Source organism: Streptomyces diastaticus subsp. diastaticus, from assembly GCF_011170125.1.
Lineage (GTDB): Bacteria > Actinomycetota > Actinomycetes > Streptomycetales > Streptomycetaceae > Streptomyces > Streptomyces diastaticus.
The window spans coordinates 531775-547567 of record NZ_BLLN01000002.1; the positions used below are offsets into that span (position 1 = coordinate 531775).

The 15793-nt window shown below is 75.4% G+C and carries 12 protein-coding genes, 1 tRNA gene and 1 other RNA gene; 3 read left to right on the forward strand and 11 right to left on the reverse strand.

Features of this window, described 5'->3' with window-relative positions:
- Positions 1–34 precede the first annotated feature (34 nt).
- Both Sdia_RS04240 and ffs read right to left on the reverse strand, forming a co-directional pair.
- Positions 35–2128, reverse strand: a complete 2094-nt coding sequence (locus Sdia_RS04240; protein WP_100457594.1) for a DNA polymerase III subunit gamma and tau — start codon at positions 2126–2128, stop codon at positions 35–37.
- Between the two features lie 37 nt (positions 2129–2165).
- Positions 2166–2264: signal recognition particle sRNA small type (gene ffs, locus Sdia_RS04245), an RNA gene on the reverse strand.
- A 71-nt stretch (positions 2265–2335) separates the two neighbouring features.
- On the opposite strand from ffs, the gene Sdia_RS04250 reads away from it, so the two are divergent.
- Positions 2336–2423 (forward strand) — tRNA-Ser (locus Sdia_RS04250).
- Between the two features lie 563 nt (positions 2424–2986).
- Here Sdia_RS04250 and Sdia_RS04255 read toward each other — a convergent pair.
- The 9 genes from Sdia_RS04255 to Sdia_RS04295 all read right to left on the reverse strand — a co-directional run bounded on the left by Sdia_RS04255 (position 2987) and on the right by Sdia_RS04295 (position 12290).
- Positions 2987–3355, reverse strand: coding sequence for an ArsR/SmtB family transcription factor (locus Sdia_RS04255; protein WP_100457538.1), 369 nt, complete (start codon positions 3353–3355; stop codon positions 2987–2989).
- 194 nt (positions 3356–3549) lie between these two features.
- Positions 3550–3984 carry a zinc ribbon domain-containing protein YjdM gene (locus tag Sdia_RS04260; RefSeq protein ID WP_189500040.1) on the reverse strand — a complete coding sequence of 145 codons (435 nt, stop codon included), beginning with the start codon at positions 3982–3984 and terminating at the stop codon, positions 3550–3552.
- Positions 3981–4406, reverse strand: a complete 426-nt coding sequence (locus Sdia_RS04265; RefSeq protein WP_115067640.1) for an ATP-binding protein — start codon at positions 4404–4406, stop codon at positions 3981–3983. The genes Sdia_RS04260 and Sdia_RS04265 overlap by 4 nt, the downstream gene beginning before the upstream one ends.
- Positions 4403–6046, reverse strand: a complete 1644-nt coding sequence (locus Sdia_RS04270) for a SulP family inorganic anion transporter (RefSeq protein ID WP_242537740.1) — start codon at positions 6044–6046, stop codon at positions 4403–4405. Before Sdia_RS04270 ends, Sdia_RS04265 begins: the two co-directional genes overlap by 4 nt.
- A gap of 708 nt (positions 6047–6754) precedes the next feature.
- Positions 6755–9145, reverse strand: coding sequence for an excinuclease ABC subunit UvrA (locus Sdia_RS04275; RefSeq protein ID WP_100457535.1), 2391 nt, complete (start codon positions 9143–9145; stop codon positions 6755–6757).
- A 147-nt stretch (positions 9146–9292) separates the two neighbouring features.
- Positions 9293–9721 (reverse strand): VOC family protein, encoded by a 429-nt coding sequence (locus Sdia_RS04280; RefSeq protein WP_100457592.1) that lies wholly within the window; start codon positions 9719–9721, stop codon positions 9293–9295.
- Between the two features lie 10 nt (positions 9722–9731).
- Positions 9732–10253 carry a helix-turn-helix transcriptional regulator gene (locus Sdia_RS04285; RefSeq protein ID WP_100457534.1) on the reverse strand — a complete coding sequence of 174 codons (522 nt, stop codon included), beginning with the start codon at positions 10251–10253 and terminating at the stop codon, positions 9732–9734.
- Positions 10254–10668: 415 nt separating this feature from the next.
- The gene (locus tag Sdia_RS04290) at positions 10669–11490 is read right to left on the reverse strand and encodes a restriction endonuclease (RefSeq protein ID WP_443098643.1); all 822 of its coding nucleotides are present in this window, start codon (positions 11488–11490) and stop codon (positions 10669–10671) included.
- A gap of 404 nt (positions 11491–11894) precedes the next feature.
- Positions 11895–12290: a hypothetical protein gene (locus tag Sdia_RS04295; protein ID WP_229830667.1), complete on the reverse strand. Its 396-nt coding sequence runs from the start codon at positions 12288–12290 to the stop codon at positions 11895–11897.
- A 175-nt stretch (positions 12291–12465) separates the two neighbouring features.
- On the opposite strand from Sdia_RS04295, the gene Sdia_RS04300 reads away from it, so the two are divergent.
- Positions 12466–13419: a hypothetical protein gene (locus tag Sdia_RS04300; RefSeq protein WP_100457532.1), complete on the forward strand. Its 954-nt coding sequence runs from the start codon at positions 12466–12468 to the stop codon at positions 13417–13419.
- 164 nt (positions 13420–13583) lie between these two features.
- Positions 13584–15647, forward strand: coding sequence for a TerD family protein (locus Sdia_RS04305; protein ID WP_185393764.1), 2064 nt, complete (start codon positions 13584–13586; stop codon positions 15645–15647).
- The last annotated feature ends 146 nt before the right edge of the window (positions 15648–15793 follow it).

Sequence of the window (15793 nt, forward strand, 5' to 3'; positions counted from 1 at the left end):
GCCGCCCCTGTACGGGCTGCCGAGAAACAGCCCGCTACTCGTTCGTATATTCATCCACCACCGTGGCCCCCAGCTCGCGCACGATCAGGTCGTGGCCGGAGAGTGCGGACTCGTCGAGGTCCGGGTCGTCCTCCTCCGGGATGTCGTCCTCGATGGAGGTCGGGCGTCTCGGCGCTTCGGGCGCCGGGGGCCGCTGCTCGCGCTGCGGCACCGGCGGGCGCTGCGGTTCGGGCGCCGGGACCGGAGGGACCGACGGGCCCGGCTGCGGCGGACCGGGCGCGGGTGGCGGCGCGGGCGCCGAGGGCCGGGACTGCGGCGGTGCCTGGCCCCAGCCACCGCCCCCTCCGCCGGACGGGCCGGGCGGGTTCTGGCCGCCCGAGGCGTCGATGACCGTCTCGATCTTCCAGGTGACCTGGAACTCCTCGCTGAGCGCCTGTTTCAGGACGTCCTCGCTGCCGCTGCTCGCGAAGTTGTCCCGCGCGCCGGCGTTGAGGAAGCCGAGCTGGAGCGTGGTGCCGTCGAACCCGGCCACGTGGGCGTTCTGGCTGAGCAGGATCCAGGTGAAGCGGCGGCGGTTCTTGACCGCCTCCAGGACGTTCGGCCACAGGGCGCGGGCGTCGACCGCGCCCGGCGGGGGCGCGGCGGGAGCCGCCTGCGGCTGGGCCGGCCCCTGCGGGCGGCCCTGCGGCTCGGGCTGCCGCGGACCGGGCCCGCCCGCACCGGCCGTGGGCCAGCCACCGGGCCTGCGCGCGGCGGGCGCGGGCGCGCCGGAACCGGGCGGTGCCGACCCGGGCCACGCGCCCGGACGGGCCGGTGCCGCGTCGGCGGGGGGTGCCTCGGGCGCCGGGGCGGGCGGGGCGCTCGGCTGGGGCGCGGGGGCGGGTGGTGTCTGCGGGGCCTGCGGCTGCGCGGGGGCGTACGCCTGCGGGGCGGGGGGCGCGGCAGCGAGGGGAGCGGCCACGGCCGGGGGCCCGCTGCGCTCCAGCCGCTCCAGGCGGGCGAGGGTGGAGCGCTCGTCGTCGTAGGCGGCGGGGAGCAGGACCCGCGCGCAGATCAGCTCCAGTTGGAGACGCGGCGAGGTGGCGCCGCGCATCTCGGTGAGACCCTCGTTGACCAGGTCGGCGGCGCGGCTCAGTTCGGCGGCGCCGAAGACCGAGGCCTGGGCCTGCATCCGCTCGACCACGTCGGCGGGGGCGTCGATGAGGCCCTTCTCTGCGGCGTCCGGAACAGCGGCGAGGATCACCAGGTCGCGCAGCCGCTCCAGCAGGTCGGCGACGAAGCGGCGCGGGTCGTTCCCGCCCTCGACCACGCGGTCCACCACCTCGAAGGCGGCGGCGCCGTCCCCGGCCGCGAAGGCGTCCACCACGGAGTCGAGCAGCGACCCGTCGGTGTAGCCGAGCAGCGCGGTGGCCATGGTGTACGTCACACCGTCCTCGCCGGCGCCGGCGAGGAGCTGGTCCATCACCGACATCGAGTCACGCACGGACCCGGCGCCGGCCCGCACCACGAGCGGCAGCACGCCGTCCTCGACCCGGCTGTCCTCCTTGCCGCAGACCTCCGCCAGGTACTCGCGGAGCGTCCCCGGCGGCACCAGCCGGAACGGGTAGTGGTGGGTGCGCGAGCGGATCGTCCCGATGACCTTCTCGGGCTCGGTCGTCGCGAAGATGAACTTGAGGTGCTCCGGCGGCTCCTCGACCACCTTCAGCAGGGCGTTGAACCCCGCCGAGGTCACCATGTGCGCCTCGTCGATGATGTAGATCTTGTACCGGCTGGAGGCAGGACCGAAGAACGCCTTCTCCCGCAGGTCACGCGCGTCGTCCACGCCACCGTGCGAGGCGGCGTCGATCTCGATCACGTCGATCGAGCCTGGTCCGTTCCGCGCCAGGTCCCGGCAGGACTGGCAGGTCCCGCAGGGGTCCGGGGTGGGACCCTGCTCACAGTTCAGGCAGCGCGCGAGGATCCGGGCACTGGTGGTCTTGCCGCAGCCGCGCGGTCCGCTGAACAGGTACGCGTGATTGACCCGGTTGTTCCGCAGCGCCTGCTGCAGCGGGTCGGTGACATGTTCCTGCCCGATGACCTCGGCGAACGACTCCGGGCGATAACGGCGGTACAGCGCGAGAGACGACACGCCTACGAGCGTACTGGCGACCACCCACACACCCCGAAACGCAAGCGCCCCCCACGCACCCGCCAGAGCCGACCTACCCTTGCTGCCTTCCGGCCCTGGGGGAGTTCAGTCAGATAGCGCCACGTGAGGGGCTCCGCACAAGGTACCCGATCGCGCCCGCGGATACGAGTTCGCAACCACTCCTCGCGGTCATGTAATGTTTGACGCGGAGGATTCGCCTAGAGGCCTAGGGCGCACGCTTGGAAAGCGTGTTGGGGGCAACCCCTCACGAGTTCGAATCTCGTATCCTCCGCCATTGCTCTCACCGGGCAATACGTCGAAGGGCCCCACCGCTTGCGGTGGGGCCCTTCGACGTTGTCCGCCTCGGCGGGGGCCGGACGGTTCCGCCAGGGGCGGCCGGTTCCCGGTCCACGACTCCCTCTGCGTACTTGCCGGCGCTCCACCGGGCGGTCCTGGCCTCCGACTGGCTCACGGCGTCGGCGGTGAGGGCGCCGGGGGACGAGGACGGAACAGGGGAGACGGCCGAGACACCGTGCGAACCGGCCCTCACCGCCGACGTGCGGGTCCGTTCCGCCCACGAACTCGCCGACGGGATCGGCGGGGCGTCCGCGGCCGAGGACGGGAAGCGCGAGGGGGACGGGCGGCGCCTCTGCGCCGGCGCACCGACCGCTGAGCCGCTCGGCACTCGCTCGCGCTCGTGGCGCGCCGACGAGTACCGCCGCGAGGTGCCCTGCCGGCCCGGTGGCCACCGGACGGCACGGCGAAGGGCTGGAACGCGGCGTGGATCCGAGCAGACGGGACGGGGCCCGCGGTCGGCCTTGGGGGCGAGTGGCCCGGTGGACGACGGGCCTCCCGGCTCTACCGTTCCCCGGCCCCCCGCCGCTGTGGCCCCACGTCGGGCTCCGACGCCCGCAGCCCCGCCAGCAGTTCCGCCTGGTCCGTCAGGACGCCGGAGAGGATGGTGCGGGCGACGCGGAGGAGTTCGGCCACGTCGGGGTTGGTCAGCGAGTAGTGGACGGCGGAGCCCTCGCGGCGGGGGGCGACGAGGTTGGCGCGGCGCAGGACGGCCAGTTGCTGGGAGAGGTGGGCCGGTTCGATGCCGATCTCGGAGAGGAGTTCGGAGACGGCGTGTTCGCGGACGCTGAGGAGTTCCAGGACGCGGACGCGGACCGGGTGGCCGAGGGTTTTGAAGAACTCCGCCTTCAGTTGGTACAGCGGCGTGCTCACCGGCCGGTCCTCACTCGGGGCCAGGCCGCCGTCGTTCTCGTGCGAGTGCCGTGCATCGCATCCACCTCGGAACTCTTCGCCGTGCCATGGGGCCCGCCCCCGGAGAGCGCCAGATTAGCAATGCGGGGAGGGGCGGGTCGGGGGCCGGGACACCGGTCGGAGCCCGGTCGGGGGCAGGGGCCCGTCAGGGGCGGTCAGGCTTTCTTCACCACACTCGATTTGAGCTGCATGGCGCCGAAGCCGTCGATCCGGCAGTCGATGTCGTGGCCGTCGGCGCCGTCCACCAGGCGGATGCCGCGCACCTTGGTGCCGGCCTTGATGCCGCTCGGGCTGCCCTTGACCTTCAGGGTCCTGGTCACCGTCACCGTGTCCCCGTCGGCGAGCACGTTGCCGACCGCGTCCTTGACCACCCGGCCGTCGCCGTCTTCGTCCGCGGGCGCCACCGACGAGGGGGCCCACTCGTGGCCGCACTCGGGGCAGACCAGGAGCGCGCCCATCTCGTAGGTGTACGCGCCGGCGCAGTGCGGGCACGGCGCCAGGGGATCGGGCTCTTCGTTCACGGTGTTCCTCGTTCGGTCGGTGGCCGGGTCGTGGCCGGTCGCCGGGGCGTGGGCCGGTCGCCGGGTCATAGGGGGAGGGTGATCCGGATGCTTTTGCCGTGGCCGTCCGGGTCGGACCGGACGACGGCGGTGCCGCCGAGAGCGGCGGTGAGTTCCGCGACGGTCTCCAGTCCACCGCCGGTTGTTCCGCCGGGCGGTACGGGGAGCGGGGGCCGGTGGGGGTGGCGGTCGTGGACGGCGAAGGCGAACGCGCCGGGGCCGGCCGCGTAGAACACGGTGACGTTCGGGGAGAGCGCGGCGGCGTGCCGGACGCTGTTGGCGACCAGTTCGGAGAGGATCAGCAGGGCGGGGCCGACGGCCTGGTGGCGGTGGCCGATGCCCCACTCGGCGAGGACCTCTTCGGCGGTCTCCCGTGCGATCCGCACGGCGGAGCCGGTCGTGGGCAGGGTCAGGACGTGCCGCAGCGGGAGGTCCGGGCGGGCGGCGGTCACCGGGCAGCCTCCTCGCCCAGGGACGCGGTGGCCGGGGCGGCGGGGAGGAGACCGGCCCGGCGCAGGTGGGCGCGCGCCCCGGCGACGGCCTCCGCCGTCGTCGCGTACTCCCCCGCCAGCAGGTCCAGCGCGCCGACCGAGGCCAGGGCCGGTCGCTGGCCGGGGCGGATCCCGCCGGCCAGGACGGTGATCTCCCGCCGGTGGAGTTCCTCCACGGCGTCCTTGAGGGCCAGGGCTCCGGTGGCGTCCATCGTCGTGACCCGCGACAGCCGCAGGATCACCACGTGGACGCCGGTCACGGCGGAGAGGTCGTGGAGGAAGCGGTGGGCGCCGGCGAAGAAGACCGGCCCGTCGATGCGGTAGGCGGCGACGTGCTCGGTCAGCGGTGCGCGTTCCTCCGCGTCGTACGCGTCGAGGAGTCCGGCCGGCAGGTCGGTCCGGTCCATGCGGGCCTGGCCGGCGACGGCCCGCAGCGCCAGGGCGCCCGCGACGGCCAGGCCGATGACCACCGCGAGGACGAGGTCCAGGACGAGGGTGGCGGTGGCGGTCAGCACCAGGACGACCGCGTCCGAGCGGGTGGCCCGGACCATCGCCCGCAGCGCCCCCGCCTCGACCATGCGGATGGCGGTGGCCAGCAGCACCCCGGCGAGCGCCGCCAGCGGGATGGCGGAGACCAGCGGGGCGGCGGCGAACACGATCACCGCGAGGACGGCGGCATGGGTCAGGGCGGCCAGGCGGGAGCGGGCGCCGCTGCGGACGTTGACGGCGGTGCGGGCGATCGCCGCCGTGGCGGGCACTCCGCCGAACAGCGGGGCGGCGAGGTTGGCGACGCCCTGCCCGAAGAGCTCCCGGTCCGGGTCGTGCCGTTGGCCGGTGGTCATGCTGTCCGCGACCGTGGCCGACAGCAGCGACTCCAGCGCGGCGAGCGCGGCGACCGCCACGGCCGGTGCCAGCAGCGAGCCCAGCGCGGACAGGTCGAGGAAGGCCAGGGACGGAGCCGGGAGCCCGGCGGGCAGGTCGCCGATCGGGGTGGCGTCCAGGTCAAGGAGCTGGGTGGCCGCCGTCGCGGCGGCGACCCCCACGATGGAGAACGGGACGGCCGGCCGCCACCGCGCTCCGAGCAGCATCACGGCGGCCACGGCGAGGGCCAGGGCGGCCGCCGTCCAGTCCGGGGCGGCCACGAACTGCCGGGCCGCCCCCCAGGCCGCCACCAGGACCGTGTCACCCTCGGGCGCGTCGGCTCCGAGGGCGTTCGGGACCTGTTGCAGGCCGATGACGCAGGCGATGCCCAGGGTGAAGCCCTCGACCACCGGCGCCGGGACGTACCGCATATACCGGCCGGCCCGCAGCAGGGCCAGCGCGAGCAGCAGGAGGCCGGCCAGCAGGCCGACGGTCAGTACGCCGCCCGGTCCGTACTGGGCGACGATCGGCACCAGCACCACCGTCATCGCGCCGGTCGGTCCGCTCACCTGGAGGTTGGAGCCGCCGAAGAGCGCGGCGAGCGCGCCCGCGACCACGGCGGTGGCCAGGCCGGCTTCGGCGCCCAGGCCGGAGGAGACCCCGAAGCCGAGCGCGAGGGGCAGCGCCACGATCGCCACGGTGAGGCCGGCCAGCAGGTCGCGGCGCGGGGCGCGGGTCATGGCGGTGAAGTCGGCGCGGGCGGGCAGCAGGGAGCGCAGGCGGCCCCATGCCCGGCCGGGCAGTGCGCTCACCGCGACGGGACCCCGGCGTGCCGCAGCTTCAGAACCCGTCACGAAGACCCTTTCTCACCTGGCAGCCCGGCGCCCGGCTCGGCGCCGAATCCGCGCGGCTGCCTGCCGGCACAGCACCTCCAGCATGTAACGAATTGCTTAATTTCGCAATTCGTTGATTCGTCAGGGCGGGGCCGTGCGGTCGTGACCGGGTCTCCGAGGACGGGAACCGGCCGGGCCCGCGCCTCACGCCGCGAGCGCGGAGTCCCGTGCGATGCCCGGTCGCGGAGAACGTGCCGCCCCTGGGCGGCCCCCGGACCGTGGGCGGGCCGGCCCGGCCGGCCGCGACCTGGCTGCGGGTCTGGGGGGACCGGGGCACCGCGCTCCGTACGCCTTCGCCGGCCGGGAGCCGGCACGGCCGTGCGCCGGGCCCCGAACCCGTAGCCCGGGCGCGTGTCCTCGCGCCGACCGGCCGCGTCGGCGCAGTCGTCGCCCACGACGGCCGGGGAGTGGCGGGGCGGGCGGGAGAACGTCACGCCGGCGACCCGGCCCGCTCCGACGTGTCCCCGTCGGCACCGGACACCCGGCTCGGGCCCGCCGCCGGCGTGACCCCGCGGCGGTGCCGGTCACCGCCGCCGTACGTGGGGTGGTGCCGGCTCACCGCCCCACGTACTGCGCCAGGTGCCGCCCCGTGAGCGTGTCGCGCTGTTCCACCAGGTCGCCCGGGGTCCCCTGGAAGACCACGCGGCCGCCGTCGTGGCCGGCGCCGGGGCCCAGGTCGATGATCCAGTCGGCGTGGGCCATGACGGCCTGGTGGTGCTCGATGACGATGACGGTCTTGCCGGAGTCGACCAGACGGTCGAGGAGGGCGAGGAGCTGGTCGACGTCGGCGAGGTGGAGGCCGGTGGTGGGCTCGTCCAGGACGTAGGTGCCGCCCTTGTCGCCCATGTGGGTGGCGAGCTTGAGGCGCTGGCGCTCGCCGCCGGAGAGGGTGGTCAGCGGCTGGCCGAGGGTGAGGTAGCCGAGGCCGACGTCGGCGAGGCGGGTGAGGACGCGGTGGGCGGCGGGGGTGCGGGCCCCGCCCTCGCGGAAGAACGCCTCGGCCTCGGTGACGGGCATGGCGAGGACCTCGCTGATGTCCTTGCCGCCGAGGTGGTGCTCCAGGACGGACGCCTCGAACCGCTTGCCGTCGCACTCCTCGCAGGTGGTGGAGACGCCGGCCATCATGCCGAGGTCGGTGTAGACGACGCCGGCGCCCTTGCAGTTGGGGCAGGCGCCCTCGGAGTTGGCGCTGAAGAGGGCGGGCTTGACGCCGTTGGCCTTGGCGAAGGCCTTCCGGATGGGGTCGAGCAGGCCGGTGTAGGTCGCCGGGTTGGATCGGCGGGAGCCCCGGATGGGGCTCTGGTCCACGGAGACGACCTCGCCGCTCCCGGGGATCGAGCCGTGGATGAGGCTGCTCTTGCCGGAGCCGGCGACGCCGGTGACCACGGTCAGTACGCCGAGCGGGATGTCGACGTCGACATCCCGGAGGTTGTGGCGGTCGGCGCCGCGGATCTCCAGCGCGCCGGCGGGCTCGCGGACCGCCTTCTTCAGGGTGGCGCGGTCGTCGAGGTGACGGCCGGTCAGGGTGCCGGAGGCGCGCAGTCCGGCCACGGTGCCCTCGAAGGAGACGGTGCCGCCGTCCGTGCCCGCGCCCGGGCCGAGGTCGATCACGTGGTCGGCGATGGCGATCGTCTCCGGCTTGTGCTCGACGACGAGCACCGTGTTGCCCTTGTCGCGCAGGCGCAGCAGCAGGCCGTTCATGCGCTCGATGTCGTGCGGGTGCAGGCCGATGGTGGGCTCGTCGAAGACATAGGTGACGTCGGTGAGGGAGGAGCCGAGGTGGCGGATCATCTTGACGCGCTGCGCCTCACCGCCCGAGAGGGTGCCCGAGGGCCGGTCGAGCGAGAGGTAGCCGAGGCCGATCTCCACGAAGGAGTCGAGGGTGTGGCGCAGGGCGGCCAGCAGCGGCGTCACCGAGGGCTCGTCCAGGCCGCTCACCCAGGCGGCCAGATCGGTGATCTGCATGGCGCATGCGTCGGCGATGTTGACCCCGTCGATCCGCGAGGAGCGGGCGGCCTCGCTGAGCCGGGTGCCGGCGCACTCGGGGCAGGCGGTGAAGGTGACGGCCCGGTCGACGAATTCGCGGATGTGCGGCTGCATCGCCTCCCGGTCCTTGGCGAGGAACGACTTCTGGATCTTGGGGACCAGGCCCTCGTAGGTGAGGTTGGTGCCCCCGACCTTCACCTTGGTCGGCTCGCGGTACAGGAAGTCCCGCATCTCCTGCTCGGAGAAGTCGCGGATGGGCTTGTCCGGGTCGAGGAAGCCGGAGTCGGCGTAGAGGCGGACCGTCCACCAGCTGTCGGACTTCCAGCCGGGGATGGTGAAGGCACCCTCGGAGATCGACTTGGCGTCGTCGTAGAGCTGGCCGAGGTCGATGTCGGAGACGGTGCCGCGGCCCTCGCAGTGCGGGCACATGCCGCCGGCGCGGGTGAAGCTCTGCCGGACGGTCTTGCTGTTGCCGCGCTCCACGGTGATGGCGCCGTGGGCGCGGACCGAGGGGACGTTGAAGGAGTACGCGTTGGGCGAGCCGATGTGCGGGTCGCCGAGGCGGCTGAAGAGGATGCGCAGCATGGCGTTGGCGTCGGTGGCGGTGCCGACGGTGGAGCGCGGATCGGCGCCGAGCCGCTGCTGGTCGACGATGATCGCGGTGGTCAGCCCCTCCAGCACGTCGACCTCGGGCCGGGCCGGCGTCGGCATGAAGCCCTGGACGAAGGTGCTGTACGTCTCGTTGATCAGCCGCTGGGACTCGGCGGCGATGGTGTCGAAGACCAGGGAGCTCTTGCCGGAGCCGGAGACGCCCGTGAACACCGTCAGGCGGCGCTTGGGGATCTCGATGGTGACGTCCTTGAGGTTGTTCTCCCGTGCGCCGTGCACGCGGATCAGGTCGTGGTGGTCGGCGGCGTGCGGCGCGGCCGACGGCGCGTCCTGCCTCGTGGCCCTGCTCATCGTCTGGTCTCTCCCTGTGGTCACGCGCGGTCCCCGCGGTGCGGGACCGCCGCGGGTCGCCCGGCTCCGGGCGGGGGCGGGGTCGAGGTGCCGCGCCCGGCGGTGTACGGGGCGCGGCACCTGGTCGGCCGTGGGCGGCCTGGTGGGTCAGCGGCGTTCCTGGATGCGGACGAGGTTGCCCGCGGGGTCGCGTACGGCGCAGTCGCGGACGCCGTACGGCTGGTCGGTGGGCTCCTGGACGACCTCCGCGTCGCCGGCGACGAGCCGGTCGAAGGTGGCGGTGAGATCGGGGGTGGCGAGGAGGACGCCCGCGTAGGTGCCCTTGGCCATCATCGCCTCGATGGTGCGGCGTTCCTCCTCGGTGACGCCCGGGTCGGCGCCGGGCGGCAGCAGGACGAGGGCGGTGCCGGCACCGCCGGGCGGTCCGACGGTGATCCAGCGCATACCGCCGTAGCCGACGTCGTCGCGGACCTCGAAGCCGAGCAGGTCGCGGTAGAAGGCGAGGGCGGCGTCCGGGTCGTCGTGCGGGAGGAAGCCGGCGTGGACGGTGAGGCGGGTGTCGGGTTCGGCGCTCATGTCCCTCACGCTAGGCGGGCCGTCCGGGGCGCGCTTCTCGATTCCTGACCGGTTCGGCGCCGCCGCTCCCCGCCTCCTGGCCCGGCCCGGCCGTCCGGGCCCGCTTCCCCTTCCTGACCGGCCTGGTCACCTGCTTCGCGACGCAGGCGGGCATTCCCTCGATGTTCTGCCCGGCCAGGTCCTGCCGGTCGCGGAAGACGCTGGGCGGGACGCCGACCAGCTCGGTGAAGCGGGTGCTGAAGGTGCCGAGCGAGGAGCAGCCGACCGCGAAGCAGACCTCGGTGACGCTGAGGTCGCCGCGGCGCAGCAGGGCCATGGCCCGCTCGATGCGCCGGGTCATGAGGTACGTGTACGGCGGCTCGCCGTAGGCCAGCCGGAACTGGCGGCTGAGGTGGCCGGCCGACATGTTCACGCCCCTGGCCAGCGCCTCCACGTCCAGCGGCCGCGCGTACTCCCGGTCGATCCGGTCGCGGACGCGGCGCAGGAGCGCGAGGTCGCCCAGGTGGGGCGCCGGGCCGCGGCTGCTGCTCATGTCCCGGATGATGCCACGCCGGGGGCGGGGGCGCGGGGGGACCGGGAGACTCCGGTTCGCCGCGGGACGCGCGGCGCCGGGCGGGGTGCGTGGGCGGGGCGGGACCGGGCGAGGTCGCGTATCGGCCCGGTGCCGTCGGGAAGCGGCCGGGCCCGGGGGTTCGGACACGCCGGCCGGGGTCCGGGCACCAGGCTGGACGGGCACCGCCGACCCGGTACGGCACAGGGAGGAGGGAACGCGTGGGCAAGCAGATGAAGTGCGGTTCGACGCAGACGGAGTCGGGCAGACCGTGCGGGAACCCGGCGATGGTCGGGTACTCCCGGTGCCAGTCGCACCGGGGCACCTGGACGCCCCGGCAGCGGCGGCGGCCGAAGAGGAGGGGACAGGCGCGCCGGCGGCGGGTGGGGCGGTGTCCTCACCCGCGGCCGTACGTCTCACGCCACCGGCGCCGGTGGGCGGCGCCGCCCTGGCCCGCGCCGCCGAGGCCGAGCAGGGCGGTCAGCGGGGTGCCGGTGTTCCACAGGCCGAGCAGGTCGCGGTGGACGGCGACGATGCGGTGCTCGGCGGCGAGCGCGAGGGCCGCCTCGCCGAACGGGCAGGTGGCGGCGAAGACGGCGACGTCGGCCCGGTGGTGGAGCCAGGCCGTGCCGAGGAACTTCTGCATGTCGCCGCTGGGGACGTACCGGTGCGGGGCGTAGTGCTTGCACTGGATCACCAGGCGCCGTCCGTCGGGGAGGGTCGCGGTCACGTCGGCGCCCAGGTCGCCCGAGCCGCCGGTGACGACGACGTCGCGGCAGCCGTCGCGGCGGCAGAGCCCGGCGACGTACCGCTCGAACTCCTGCCAGCTCAGGGCGTCGACCTCGGCGAGCGAGAGCTGTCCGGCGCGGACCGCCTCGGCCTCACGCCTCCGCCGCTCGCCGCTTCGGTGGAGGCGGTCGGTGCGCCGGAGCCACCACAGCAGGGCCCCGGCCACGCCCGCCGCGGCCACGGCGAGGAGATGGGGCCGCACCGTCGGCCAGGAGGCCGCGAGCAGCAGGGCGGCCGCGCCCGCGCCGAGGCGCGCGGTGGCCCGCTGCCGGCGACGGCGGGTGGTGCGGCGCCTGGCCGTCCGCCGCCGGACCGGCGTCCTCCGCGGACCCGGCCGCCGTCCCCCGCGCTTCGTCGGCACCCGTACCCCCGCCTCCCCGGCCGCACGGCGCGCCCGGCCGCCGGTCAGTCTGCGGCGACGGGCACCCACGGGAAAGGGCGCCTTATGGCCCGGGTGGCGCGAAACGGACGCCGCCCGGCGTGACGGCCCGGCGGCACGGACGGCCGCCGGGCGGAGCGGCCCCGCGCGAGGGCCTGGCCCAGCTCGTCGCGGGACAGGCACCACCCGCCGGACCGGACGGCACCCCGGACCGGACGGCACCCCGGACCGGACGGCTCCCCGGGCCGGACGGCTCCCCCGACCGGACGGGTCCCCGGGCCGGTCGGCTGGACCAGGCGGTTCACGTCCGCGCGAGGGCCGCGAGGGCCTGGCCCCGCTCGTCGCGGGACAGGCACCACCCGCCGGACCGGACGGCTCACCGGGCCGGACGGCACCCCCGACCGGGCGGCACCCCGCCGGGCGGCACCCCGGACCGGGCGGCTGGACCAGGCGGCTCACGTCCGTGCGAGGGCCGCGAGGACGTGGCCCAGCTCGTGCGGCATCACGGCGAGGAGCACGGTGCCTTCGTCGGAGGCGCACTCGACGATCCGGCAGCCCGCGTTGATCCGCATGGCCTCGCGCGTCGACGGGGACCGCACGTCGAGGGGCCGGATCCCCGCCGGGAGGCCGAGTCCGGCCCCTGCCCTGGTGCGAGGCGCCCAGGCCGCCGTGCCGGGGCCCGTCACGAGCCGTCCGCGGAGCCACCGGCCCGCGCGCGCGGGATGCCGCAGCAGGCAGGGGACCTCGATCACCGCGCCTCGCGCGGCACGCGCCGCGCGCTGCCGCACTCTCCGGCCCAGCAGCCAGACCGTCAGCCCGCCGGTCGCGAACAGGAACAGGTGGATGATCACCGGAGCATCCAAACACCACGGCCCCTCTACCTCCCGTCCGGGCCGGTCCGTCGGCATTGCCCCCGGAAGCCACCCGGACGGGTGGGGTCGCGTTCTTCCGGCCCGCCCGGGGGCGCCCCGGCCCTACCGTCCGCTGACGGCCGCTCCCCCGCCCCGACTCGCGCAAGGAGTACGCATGGACGCCACGCCCCCGGGCCCCCGCAGGCCCCACCGCGCCCCCGACGCCGGACCCGAGCACCTCTCGGGCGCGGAGACGGACCAGGTCCTCGCCGCCATGGCGGAGGCGGGCGGCGCGCTGCTGGCCGGGTGCCAGGAACGGCGCCGCCGGGCGGACGCCCTCGACGAGCGGCGCGAAGCGCTCATCGGCGCCACCAGCGACCTGGCCCTCGGCGCGCTCTACGACCCGGCCACCGTCCGGCTCGGCCTCGACCAGCGCCTCGCCCACCGCGCCGCCCGCGAACACGAGGCCGCCACCTGCGAGTACGTCGCCTGGTGGGCGGACGCGACGGTGACGGCCTGGCGGGCCGCCCGCTCCGGGGAGCGCCCCCGACGGGTCCGGCTGATCGGGGCGGCGCCCGAATGCCTCCTGGTCGACGAGGAGTTGGCCTCGCTGCCGGCCGTCGGCGCGGCGGCCCGGCACCCGGTGGGGCTCTCCGCCCGGCTCGGGACGGCCGGCCCCGGCGGGCGGGGCCCGGACGGCGTCCCGGTCGCCGCCGCCCGGCTCGCCGCCCGCCACGGGCCGGCGGCGCGCCCCGGCGCGGTCACCGAGGTCAAGGTGGTCGACGGGGGCTGGCCCGAGGACCGGCGCCGCCGGCTCTGGGGGGACGCCTGGCTGACGCACCGCGTACCGCTGCTGCCGGACGCCGGGGAGGTGGCACGCCTGACCGAGGGCCTGCCGGAGACAGCCCGGGAGCGGCTGCTCACCGTCGCGCACGACGTGGCCGAGGCGCTCGCCGCCGCCTGCCGGGTGGACGAGCTGGAGGAGACCTCGGGCCCGTGGGACCCGGAGCAGATCGCCGAACACGAGGCCCTGGACCGCCTGGCCGACGAGCTGACCGCCCGCCTCGCCGCGTACGCCCTCGGGGTCACGGCGTGCCTTCCGGCGGTCCGGGCGGCGCACGGGGCGTAGCGGAGCGCCCCACCTTTTCTCCACACCTCCTGACCAACTCCTCCATCACGGGGTACCTTGCAGCTCATGGCCGCCGCTGTGGCGGTGGTCACACGATCGACGGGGTGGGGGCCGCCCGGGGATGCCCGGTGGCGGCGGAGTGTCTGGGGGACCGCGTGCGCGAGATGTCCAAGGGGGCCAACGTCGCACTGGCCGCGCTGAGTGAGGACGCCGCCTCGGTGGTCGTCCACCTGAGCTGGAGCAGCGCGGCCGGAGAGGGCGACGCCGATGTCTCGGTGCTCCTGCTGGGGCCGGACGGCAAGGTCCGCGACGACGGGGACTTCTACTTCTACAACCACCCCGCCTCGCCCGACGGCAGCGTCCAGCTCCTCGGCAAGACACCGGCGGGCAACGGCAGCGAGGACCGCGTCAGCCTCGACCTCGGCGCGGTCCCGCCCGGCGTGGAGCGCATCGTCATCGCCGCCAGCCAGTACGGCAGCGGGCGCTTCGGCGATCTGGAGGAGCTGCGGCTGACCCTCGCCGACCGTTCCGGCGAGCTGCTCCTCGGCTACGCCATCGAGGACGCCACCGACGAACGGGCCTTCCTCTTCGGAGAGTTGTACCTCCGGGAGGGCGCCTGGAAGTTCCGTGCCATCGGCCAGGGTTACGCCTCCGGGCTGGCGGGGCTCGCCACCGACTTCGGCATCGACGTGGACGACGAGGGGGAGGGCGAGGACGGCGGCGGCGCTCCCGAAGGCGGCCAGGAGGGGTCCGGCACGGCTGTCCGGCAGAGCCCGCCGGCTCCGCGGCCAGACCCGGCTCCGGCTCCGGCCCCCGCCCCGCCCGCGCCCGCCGCACCGCCGGCCGAACTCCCCGCCCAGCGGCCCGCACCGGCGGCCCCCGCGGCGGCCGGACCCACCCGCCGCCGCCCTCGTACGGCCAAGAAGAAGGTCACCCTGCCCGCCGCCCGGCAGCGGACCCTCGCGGAGAACGACGCCTGGCGCACCGCCCGGCTCTTCCCGGCCTCCTCGCTCAAGAGCGACCGGGAGCGCGAGACGCGGGCCACCTCGGTGCTGCTGTCGGCGATGGCGCAGGTGCCGGAGTTCGGGCGGCGGCTGACCGCCGCGTTCGGGGCGCCCGCCGGGCGGATGGAGACCTTCACCGAGGTGTCGCTGCCGCACGGCGAGACCCCGCGCCGCCCGGACGGCGTCATCCGCGTCGAACGGGCCGGGAAGCTGTGGACGGCGCTGGTGGAGACCAAGACCAACGGCAACCCGCTCCGCGCCGAACAGGTGCAGAACTACATGGACATCGCCGCCCGGCGCGGTTACGAGGCGGTGATCACCCTCTCCAACGACGTGGCCCTCGAAGGCCGGCCGCTGGTCGAGGTGAAGACGGACCGCCGCCGCAAGCACAAGGTGACGCTCTGGCACCTCTCCTGGGCCGAGGTGGCGCACCAGGCGCAGTTGCTGATCCGGCACGAGGGCGTCGGCAACGCGGCGCACGCCTGGCTGCTCCAGGAGTTGCTGCACTACCTCCAGCACGACAACTCCGGCTGCCAGGGCTTCCAGAACATGGGCCCCTCGTGGGTACAGGTACGCAACGGCATCGACGCCGAGACCCTCTGCCCGGGGGACGCGCGAGCCGTCGACGTCATCGAGAGCTGGGAGCGGCTGGTCCGCCAGGTCTGCCTGCGGATCGGCGGGGAACTGGGCCGCAAGGCGATGCCGGTCCAGCGCGGGCGGCGCGGCACCGACCCGGCCGCGCGCCGGGCCGCGCTCGCCGACCGGCTCTGCGAGGAGGGGCGGCTCACCGCCGAGGTGCGGGTCGACGGCTCCCCGGGACTGCTCACCCTCGTCGCCGACCTGCGGACGGGCAAGCTGCGGACCTCGGTGGAGGTGCCGGTGCCGGAGGGCGGCTATCCGCTGTCCTCCGCCAAGCGCCTGCTGCGGATGCTCACCGAGGCCCCGGCGGACCTGCATGTGGAGACCCTGGTCGGGGAGGGCGCCGGGCCGCGCTCCACCCTGGAGCGGCTGCGCCCCGAACCGGCCGACCTGCTGCCGCGCAACGGCGAGCCGATGCTCGGCTTCCGCCTCTCCCTCTTCAAGGGCATGGGCACCACGCGCGGCGGCGCGGCGTCCGGCTTCATCCGCAGCGTCGACGAGGCGGTCGACCACTTCCACGCCCAGGTCGTCGCCCGTCTCCCGGCCCCCGACGGCCGTCCGGCCCGCCGCGCCGTCCCCGCCTGAGCCGGGACGGGGCCGGCCCGTCCTACGGCGCCGTGTCCGTCGGTTCCCACGCGCCCGACGCCTCGACCTGGAGGTGGCAGACGCCTGCTACGAGGGGGGCGGCGCGGTCCGGGGCCGGGCGGAAGTCGCGGATGAGCGGCGGGCCC

Bases quoted from the DNA above. Each gene is read 5' to 3' on its own strand.
- Sdia_RS04260 (WP_189500040.1), bottom strand. From the start codon at position 3,984: ATGACCCGGCGACCGGCCCACGCCCCGGCGACCGGCCACGACCCGGCC.
- Sdia_RS04270 (WP_242537740.1), bottom strand. From the start codon at position 6,046: ATGACCCGCGCCCCGCGCCGCGACCTGCTGGCCGGCCTCACCGTGGCG.
- Sdia_RS04275 (WP_100457535.1), bottom strand. From the start codon at position 9,145: ATGAGCAGGGCCACGAGGCAGGACGCGCCGTCGGCCGCGCCGCACGCC.
- Sdia_RS04280 (WP_100457592.1), bottom strand. From the start codon at position 9,721: ATGAGCGCCGAACCCGACACCCGCCTCACCGTCCACGCCGGCTTCCTC.
- Sdia_RS04285 (WP_100457534.1), bottom strand. From the start codon at position 10,253: ATGAGCAGCAGCCGCGGCCCGGCGCCCCACCTGGGCGACCTCGCGCTC.
- Sdia_RS04300 (WP_100457532.1), top strand. From the start codon at position 12,466: ATGGACGCCACGCCCCCGGGCCCCCGCAGGCCCCACCGCGCCCCCGAC.
- Sdia_RS04305 (WP_185393764.1), top strand. From the start codon at position 13,584: ATGTCCAAGGGGGCCAACGTCGCACTGGCCGCGCTGAGTGAGGACGCC.